The following is an 8259-nucleotide window of genomic DNA, read 5'->3' on the forward strand; positions in this document are numbered from 1 at the left end:
AGCCGATTTCGACAAGGGCGAGTACCGCTGGGTGGCGGAAGCGCTGAAGCATGTCGTCTTCGCCGATGCGGGCAATCGGGAGGCCAAGGACCTGCTCGCGGATGCCTACGAGCAGATGGGCTATCAGGCCGAGTCCGGGCCCTGGCGCTCGATCTATCTGCAGGGCGCGCTGGAGTTGCGGCGCGGGGTGCCAAGCGCCGGTGAACTCAACACGTCCGGTCCGGACACGATCCGGGCGATGCCGCCGGAGATGACCTTCGACTATCTCGCGGTGAAGCTCAACGCCGAGAAGGCGAAGGGCAAAACGCTGTCGCTGACGTTGGAGTTCAGCGACCTGAACCAGGCCTATGCGCTGCGCGTCGAGAACAGCGTGCTCAACTACTCGAAGAAGCCGACCACGACGGATGCAAGGCTGACGCTCACCAAGGCAACCTTCGATCAGGTGCAGACGGGCGAGTTATCGGTGGACCAGGCGATCGCGTCCGGCGATCTCAGGATAGATGGCCGCAGGGAAGCGCTGAGGGAATTCATCGGCCTGTTCGACAGCTTCCCGTTCTGGTTCAACATCGTCACGCCGTGACGGACGAACTCGGTGCGGATGGGCCGGCCCCGGCGCGACTGTGGCGCGCCAGAGTCTGCAACGGGCGGTAAGCGGACCTCGGCAACGACCTGCGGCGACTACCATCGTGCGCCCTGATTCGCCATTCGGAAGGCTGCGCGCCGGGGCCTACGACGCCGGGTCCGATCGGAGCGCGTGCACCGCGGTGCCGATCAGCGTGAAGGTCTCGGTCTCGGCGTCGCTGTCCTGATGCTGAGGCCAGGCGCTCTGGATGGCGATGACCACGTGCTCGGCCGGATTGATGTAGATGTGCTGGCCGAAGGCGCCGATTGCCACAAAGGCGCCGGCGTGAACGCCGGTCGGCCCGTGCGGCAGTGCCCACCATTGGTAGCCGTAACCTGCGGGGATGCCCGGCTTCAGCCGACCGAAGCCGGTGGGCGCGCTGTCGGGCTGGCCGGCGAGGTCGCGCCAGCCCGGCGGCAGGACGCGCCGGCCGCTGAACGCTTCGCCGTCCTCCAGCACCAGCAGGCCGAAGCGGCCGAGGTCGCGCAGGCGCGCGCCGAGGCCGGCGCCGCCCAGTTCCCGGCCGCCCTCGGCTTCAAGCGCCCAGTAGGCGTCGGCCTCCATGCCGGCGGGCCCCCAGATCGCCTCGGCGCAGTACTCGGCCAGCGGCCGCCCCGTGGCGGCCGCGACCAGCGCGCCGAGCATGTAGGTATCGACGGTCGAGTAGTTGAAGGCGGCGCCTTGCGGCCGGGCGCGCGGCAGGGTGCACAGGAGGTCCATGAGGGAGCCTGGCCGCCGGCTCACCAGGGCCCGCTGCAGGCGCCCGTGTTCGGGATGTTCGTCCTCCACATCGCTCCAGACCACGCCGGAGCACATCCGCAGGGCGTTTCGGATCGTGAGGCCCTCATAGGCCGAGCCGCGCAGCCGCGGCAGGTAGCGGTCGCAGCGCTCATCCAGGCTGCCGATCGAACCGTCATGGAGCGCGGCGCCGACGAGCGTTGAGGTGATCGACTTCGCAGTCGAGTAGCCCGTCCAGAGGCTCTCCGGGCCGCCGCCCACGCCGTAGCGCTCCGCGGCGACCTCGCCGCGCTTCAGGATCAGGAGCCCGGCCGTGCGGCGGCGCGCCATGTAGTCGCCGAGGCCGAGGCGGGCGCCGCCCACCTCGAAGGTCAGGTCCGAGAGCGAACGTGCGTGCGGGGGGAGCGGCCGCACCGCGCCGGCGCGCCGTACCACGCGGTGCGGCCAGTCGCGGAAGGCCGTTTCCTGGCCCTCGGGTGTCGCGTCCCTGATGTCCGGAGCCGCCCGCTCCGGATCGGCGACGCGGCTCACGCCACCGCCCCGCGACGGCGGTCGCCGTCGACCGCGCCCCGTGCGATGCCGACGCCCGTGCGCTCGGCATCGATGCGCGCGGCAACCGACGCCGCGATCTTCGTATCCGTCGGTATGCGCCAAGCCATGGAACGCTCCTCTCGTTGAGACGGCATCAGAGAGCCCCGAGATCGAAGGTCCTTGCAAAGCAAGTTGGATTGGTTTGTAGTGACCCTGTTGCGCCGGCGCGCTCGCGCCCGATTGCCCTGGTGGTGGTCGCACCGTCAGAACTGTGCGAAGGCCTGATCCGGGCCGCCTTTCCCCCCCTGGTTAAGGTTCGAGAGGCCGCAGTTCGGCGCCTGCGGACCTCATCGCCCCAAAGCTGACCTTCTGGAGGTCAGCGATGGGTTGAAACCAAGCCTTCGGCTTGCGACGGCAAAAGCCCGCTCTGGGTTGATTGCGGATATGAGGATCGTGGGCCGACAAACGTCCTACCCTGCCGATTTCCGATACGGATCGCGCTTTCGTTCGATCGCGCGGTACCTCATCAATACGATGCTGCGGGGTCAGCGACACGTCAGGGTGTCGGCCTTGCAGCGGAATGGGCAGAGCCAACTAGTATCTCGCCGTCCGTGAGGTCTCCAATGTCGCGTCCCACATGACCCCACCGACAACCCTCCCGTCCCGGCGCTCCCTTCTGAATTTCACGGTTTCCGGCGCGCTGACTGCCGGCCTTTCGGGCTGCGCCCTCCCGACGCGGCTTGCCGCCGTGCCGCGTGGGCGCGCCAGCGCCGCAACGGTGCTCGGTGTGCCAAACGAGCGCTTCTTCCCGACCGAGGCCGCCGGTCAGGCGGGACTCCAGCGGGAGTTCGTCGCCGCCGTCCAGCGCCAGCTTCTGGCGCGCGGCTTGCCCCCGAGCGCACCCATGCCGGAGCTGGACCTGCTCGGCATTTCTGGCGGCGGCGAGAACGGAGCCTTCGGCGCCGGACTGCTCAATGGCTGGACGGAGCGCGGCGACCGCCCGACCTTCTTCCTGGTCACCGGCATCAGCACTGGCGCACTGAGCGCCCCCTTCGCCTTCCTCGGCAGCGCCTGGGACGGGCCACTGAAGAGCGTTTACACCGACATCACCCTGGCAGACGTGCTGATCCAACGCGGCTACACCGCGGCGATCTGGAACGACGCCATGGCGGACAACAGCCCGCTGTTCCGCACCATCTCCCGCTACCTTGACGAGGCGATGCTGGCCGAGATCGGCCACGCCTACGACAGTGGCCGGCTGCTGCTGATCGCCTCCTCCAACCTTGACGCGCAGATGCCGGTGGTCTGGAACATCGGCGCCATCGCGCGAAGCGGCCATCCGAAGGCACTGGAGACGGTGCGGCGGATCCTGCTGGCCTCCTCCGCCATCCCCGGTGCCTTCGCCCCGGTACTGTTCGACGCGACGCTGGACGGACAGCCCTACCAGGAACTGCACGTAGACGGCGGGGCTTTCGCCCAAGTGTTTCTATACCCTGCCAGCGTTTCGCAGTTCCGCCGGGAGCGGATGGCGCGGCGACTTCCGGTGGCGCCAGCCCGGGCCTGGGTGATCCGCAACGGCCGGCTCGATCCCGAATGGGCCTCGGTGGACCGCCGCACGCTCGGAATCACTGGCCGCGCCATCACTGCCATGATCGCCGCCAGCGGGATCAATGACGTGCTGCGGATCTACGCCGCCACCGAACGCGACGAGGTGGACTTCAACTTGGCCTATATCGGGCGGGACTTCACGGTGGAGTACGACAAGCCATTCGAGCAGTCCTACATGCGTCCCCTGTTCGAGTACGGGCGGCAGCGCGCGCTGCGGGGCGATGCCTGGGTGAAGCGGCCGCTGGCCTGAAGGCGACCGGGACCAGCCCGGCCCCGCTGCGGTGGGCTTCGGTGGCTCGCCCGCAACGGCGAGTCCTGCGGGACCATGCTGCGATAGCCATGTGCCATGGGGGGGCGGCCACGGCGGTGCCGGCCCATCCTCTTGCCTCGGCCGAAGGCGGCCTTCGCGTGGCGCGACCCCGGCCTTTGCTCGCCCTTTCGTTGCTCGCCGTCCCCGCCCTGGCCCAGGCGCAGGACATCGAGCCGCGCGCCTTCTCCAATGCGCCAGTCGGCGTCAACTTCCTGATCGGCGGCTATGCCTACACGCGGGGAGGCCTGTCCACCGACCCCGCCGTACCCATCACCAATTCGCAGCTCGAGACGTCGAGTGCGGTCCTCGCCTATGCGCGGGTGCTCGATCTCTGGGGCAAGTCGGCGAAGGTCGATGTGGTCTTGCCCGTCACCTGGCTGTCCGGAACAGCACAGCTCGCGGGCCAGCCGATCGAGCGCACGGTCGATGGCCTCGGCGATGCAAGGGTCCGCCTGTCGGTCAATCTCTATGGCGCCCCGGCGCTGACCCTGAAGGAGTTCCGCGAGTACCGGCAGGATCTGATTCTCGGAGCCAGCTTCGCAATCACGGCCCCCACGGGCCAGTACGATCCGAGCCGCGTGGTAAATCTTGGCACCAACCGCTGGTCCTTCAGGCCGGAGCTCGGGGTCTCGAAGGCGCTCGGGCCGCTGACCCTGGAGCTCACGGCAGGGGCGACCTTCTTCACCGAGAACACGAACTACTTCGGCGGCAGGACGCGTTCGCAGGACCCGATCACCTCCGTCCAAGCGCACGCAATCTACAACTTCCCCCACGGCATCTGGGCCTCGTTCGACGCCACCTATTTCACCGGCGGTCGCACCACCGTCGACGGCGAGTTGAACAGTGACCTGCAAAGGAACTGGCGCCTCGGCGCCACGCTGGCCTTCCCCCTGAGCGTCCACCACTCCATCAAGCTCTACGCCAGCAGTGGCGTGTCCGCGCGAACCGGGAACAACTACGACCTGATCGGGATCGCTCTGCAATACCGCTGGGGTGGCGGCCTCTGAGGCGCGGCATCCAGTCCGCCGCCCCGGCAACGCGGGAAGCCTGGCTGGCGGAGGGCTACACGGCAGCGCCCTCAGAGTGGTTTCTGCCTGGACGAGGTACTACAACCAGCAATTAATCAGAACTGGGCGCCAGAGTCCGCTTCGGATCGACTGCGGCGGTAGCCAACCCGACCTGGGCTACCGCTGGTCAGGGTCGAACCTGGCGGTTTCACCCCGGCACGGCGAACCCCGTCAGCCCTCCGGCCAACGGTCAGGCACGACCAGGATCGGCAGCACGATGCCGAGCGACGCCGCGCGCCGGCCCTCGTTCTCGGACAGCGGCTCCAGTGCGGAGGCCGGCGCGCCGCAGGCGCAGGCCCTCAGGACAGCATCCAGCCAGCCACCAGCCCTCGCCTCGTTCACGCGCATGACGCCGCAGGCGGCGCTACAATGCGGGCAGCGGGCAAACGCGGTCAGGCTGGCAGTCCGAGCCGGGCCGCTGCAGCCCGGAGGCGGTGGAAAGTCTGTTCTGCCGGCATTGAGACCACCAGCATCAACGTTTGTCGGCCCTGGTCCGCATCGTGTTCACTTCGACGCCTGGACGACGTCCACCGTGGCATAGCTCACGTTGTAGACCTCCATGCCGACCCCATGGGCAGCGCCGCTGTTCCACCAGGTCTGCATGCCGACGCCCGGCGCCAGCCATTCGCCGCCATGCGCACCATCGGCCGGCACGTTCTCGGTGATCGCGTCACCGTACTGCTTGCCATCCACGTAGAAGCGGATCTGTCCCGGTAGCCACAGCATCGAATAGGTGTGCACGTCCAGGACGTTGACGCCTTCGTAGCGCACCGAGCGGAACTGGTTGTCGCCACTTCCACCTTTCCAGTGAACCGTACCGTAGGGTGTGCCGTCCTCGAGCACCTCCATGACGTCGAGCTCGGGCCCCGGCCACACATCGGTGCCGGGCCAGGCCTGCGCGTAGGGGCCCGGCTTGGCCGCGCCCGTCACCTTGAGCGTGAAGCTGTAGAAGCCGTAGCCCCAGCCGCCGCCGGCACCCCCAGAGCCATAGCCATCGGGACGCGTCATCGCCCCGCTGTCCTGGTTGTCGGGCGTGCTGGACAGCGTAATGACGCCCGGCCCCGGGCACCGCACGCCCGGCCCCCAGACGTTGGACAGCATCCCCGTGCACTTGCCCGAGGTGAAGTCCTCCATCCATTGCACCGTGAATCCCGGCAGGCTCGGCGGCATTTGGCCGGCCGCCGCCTGCGCCACAACCTGCCCCGCAGCTGCGGTGGTGTCGTGGCCCTGCGCCGCGGCCGCCGTCAGCAGCGGGTTGCCGGCCGTCACCGCCGCCACCTGGCCCGGGGTAAGCTCGGCGCCGCGGCCGCCGTCCAGATACTGCTGCACCGCCGCCAGTTGCTCGTCGGTCATGCCGCCGCTGGCCGCCGTCGTGCCCGATAGCACCGCTTGCGGCGCCCCGCCGGTCTGCGGCCCGGCCCCGGTGCTGCCCCTAATGCCGGTGCTGGCCGTTGTGATGCTACCGCCCGCCGTGCCCACGGTGGTGGTCCCGCTGGCCGTGTCGGCCGCCACCCCGGTGAAGCTGACGTTGCTGGCGCTGCTGCTGTTGTAGAGCGCCAGCGTGCCGCCACTGACCGTCTGGCCGTTGTAGGTCATCCCCTCGACGAAGACGTTCCGGTCCTGCTTGCCGGTGGCCATGACCTTGTCCGGGTCGGACCAGTCGGCGTTCGCGTCGAAGGCGTCCTCGAACACCACCTGCACGTCCCGTTGCCCGGCGCCCCAGTTGCCCCGCAGCGTGACCGTATCCGCGCCTTGCCCCCGCAAGGCACTGACGGCAAAGGTCCCGGCCGGTTGGCCGTCCACCAGCACTGTTGCCACGGCATCGCCCTGGTACCGCTGCTGGCTCACCTGCAGCGTCAGCGTGTCCGGGCCGGACCCGATGACTGTGTTCTGTCCCGCCGCGCCGCCGCTCGCCGCGAAGGTCGCGGTCTGCTTGATCGTGCCGGACAGCAACCCGAGCGCGATTTCCGCCGCCGTCAGCGGCCGGCCGTTCGTGGTGGTCTGCGCCAGCGCCGGGCCCATGGGAGCGAGCACCAGCAGGGCGCCCGCGAGCGTCATCCGCATCCGCATCATCGCCTCCCTCAGCCCGTCCGCTCGGCAGATCGCATCAGCACGAACAGCACCAGCAGCCCGGCCAGCACCGACCACCCGCTCAGGCCCCCCGTGCGCGTCTCGCCCAGGATGCCCAGCATCATCAGCAGCGCCAGAAACCGCATCGCCACCTCCCTTGCCTAGCGCAGCAGCGCGGCCACCACGGCCCCGCCCACCACCGCACCCGCCACCCAGGCCAGCCCCATGGCCCACGCGGCCCGCCACACCGCAGCGGTATCCGCCGCTCGTACCAGCCGCCGCGTCTCGTCCCGCAGCGCCAGGCCGCAGTCCTGCGCCCCCTGCCGGTGCACCGCCTCCAACCGCGCCAAGCCCTCGCGCACGAAGGCCATGAAGTCGGCTTTCCAGGCCTCGCGCTCCTCGGCCGTCATCGGCTCCCGCGCGGCCGCAATCAGCGCGCGGATCTCGCGCACCTGCGCCGGCGCCAGCCGGGCCGCCGCGGCATGGCAGGCCAGCACCAGCCGCACGCTGTCCCGTTGCACGCCCGGGTGGGCCAGTGCCTCTCGCAGGAGCACCTCCACCTCGGCGGCAATCGCCTCCACCGTCTCGGGCTCGGCCGCCGCCCTGGACTCCGCCGGGCCAGCGGACGTCGGCACCGGGGTGACCACCGCAGCGGCCGCCGGGGACTCTGGCGACCTCGACCGTGCCCGCATCGCCTCCCGCAGCCGCAGGACCGTGTCGCGCAGATCGGGGCGGCCGGCCGCGGTCGCGATCACGGCCGTACCCAGCTGCCGATCGGCGCCCACTCCGGGGCCACGTCCTCCATCCACAACCCGAGCTCGGTGGCTGCGTCGCCATCCACCGGCGCCACGCCCTGGCGCCACTCGGGCACCCGGCCATGCCGCGCGTGCCCGAACAGCAGCCCCTTCCGCTCGACCTCGAGCGCCACGTCCTGCCGCAGCGCCGGCATCCACACCTCGGCCGCGCCGGCCCGGAGTGCCGCCTGGTAGATCGGCTGCCCGCGCAGGCCGTCGTAGGCATCCCACCCCTCGCGGGCATGGGCGCCGTTCAGGACCATCGCCGTTGCCGTTGGCCGCACCCCCAGCGCCTCGAAGGCCTGCAGGAGCGCCAGGTCATGTGCCCGCGGCGTCCAGTGCCAGAGCATCACCACGGCTACCCCGCGGGCTTCCAGCCGGGTGAACAGGCCGCGGTCGCGCTCCAGCACCGTCGCCAGGGCGTTGCTGCCGCCGCCGGCATCCAGCAGCGTCACCGGCGGCGGGTCGTCGCCCCCGGCTTCCAGCAGGATGCCCCGCGTCAGGTCCTCGGCGTCCTTG

General features: G+C 69.9%; 10 protein-coding genes. 3 read left to right on the forward strand and 7 right to left on the reverse strand.

The window, feature by feature from the left end; translation table 11 throughout:
- The coding region (locus tag Q7A36_RS36630) for an alkyl sulfatase C-terminal domain-containing protein (RefSeq protein WP_305108739.1) at positions 1–580 on the forward strand (580 nt) is incomplete at its 5' end.
- Positions 581–727: 147 nt separating this feature from the next.
- Here the strand turns inward: Q7A36_RS36630 and Q7A36_RS36635 are convergent.
- Positions 728–1891 (reverse strand): serine hydrolase domain-containing protein, encoded by a 1164-nt coding sequence (locus Q7A36_RS36635; RefSeq protein WP_305108740.1) that lies wholly within the window; start codon positions 1889–1891, stop codon positions 728–730.
- The gene (locus tag Q7A36_RS36640; RefSeq protein ID WP_305108741.1) at positions 1888–2019 is read right to left on the reverse strand and encodes a hypothetical protein; all 132 of its coding nucleotides are present in this window, start codon (positions 2017–2019) and stop codon (positions 1888–1890) included. Before Q7A36_RS36640 ends, Q7A36_RS36635 begins: the two co-directional genes overlap by 4 nt.
- Positions 2020–2639: 620 nt before the next feature.
- Here Q7A36_RS36640 and Q7A36_RS36645 point away from each other — a divergent pair.
- Positions 2640–3749: a patatin-like phospholipase family protein gene (locus Q7A36_RS36645; protein ID WP_305108742.1), complete on the forward strand. Its 1110-nt coding sequence runs from the start codon at positions 2640–2642 to the stop codon at positions 3747–3749.
- Positions 3750–3907: 158 nt separating this feature from the next.
- Positions 3908–4816, forward strand: coding sequence for a transporter (locus Q7A36_RS36650; RefSeq protein WP_305108743.1), 909 nt, complete (start codon positions 3908–3910; stop codon positions 4814–4816).
- Between the two features lie 231 nt (positions 4817–5047).
- Here the strand turns inward: Q7A36_RS36650 and Q7A36_RS36655 are convergent, their stop codons facing one another.
- The 5 genes from Q7A36_RS36655 to Q7A36_RS36675 form a co-directional block, all read right to left on the reverse strand.
- Entirely contained in the window at positions 5048–5218 is a 171-nt protein-coding gene (locus tag Q7A36_RS36655; protein WP_305108744.1) for a hypothetical protein, read from the reverse strand.
- A gap of 162 nt (positions 5219–5380) precedes the next feature.
- Positions 5381–6940 carry a family 16 glycosylhydrolase gene (locus Q7A36_RS36660; RefSeq protein ID WP_305108745.1) on the reverse strand — a complete coding sequence of 520 codons (1560 nt, stop codon included), beginning with the start codon at positions 6938–6940 and terminating at the stop codon, positions 5381–5383.
- Between the two features lie 17 nt (positions 6941–6957).
- Complete coding sequence (locus Q7A36_RS36665; protein WP_305108746.1) at positions 6958–7092, reverse strand: hypothetical protein; 135 nt, start codon at positions 7090–7092, stop codon at positions 6958–6960.
- Positions 7093–7107: 15 nt separating this feature from the next.
- Positions 7108–7701 (reverse strand): hypothetical protein, encoded by a 594-nt coding sequence (locus Q7A36_RS36670; RefSeq protein ID WP_305108747.1) that lies wholly within the window; start codon positions 7699–7701, stop codon positions 7108–7110.
- The coding region (locus Q7A36_RS36675) for a hypothetical protein (protein WP_305108748.1) at positions 7698–8259 on the reverse strand (562 nt) is incomplete at its 5' end. The genes Q7A36_RS36675 and Q7A36_RS36670, both read right to left, overlap by 4 nt.

Source organism: Paracraurococcus lichenis, from assembly GCF_030657435.1.
Classification (GTDB): domain Bacteria; phylum Pseudomonadota; class Alphaproteobacteria; order Acetobacterales; family Acetobacteraceae; genus Paracraurococcus; species Paracraurococcus lichenis.

What these genes read in the sequence shown, in the direction of transcription:
- Q7A36_RS36665 (WP_305108746.1), bottom strand. Translation starts at nt 7,092, where the DNA reads ATGCGGTTTCTGGCGCTGCTGATGATGCTGGGCATCCTGGGCGAGACG.
- Q7A36_RS36640 (WP_305108741.1), bottom strand. Translation starts at nt 2,019, where the DNA reads ATGGCTTGGCGCATACCGACGGATACGAAGATCGCGGCGTCGGTTGCC.
- Q7A36_RS36660 (WP_305108745.1), bottom strand. Translation starts at nt 6,940, where the DNA reads ATGCGGATGACGCTCGCGGGCGCCCTGCTGGTGCTCGCTCCCATGGGC.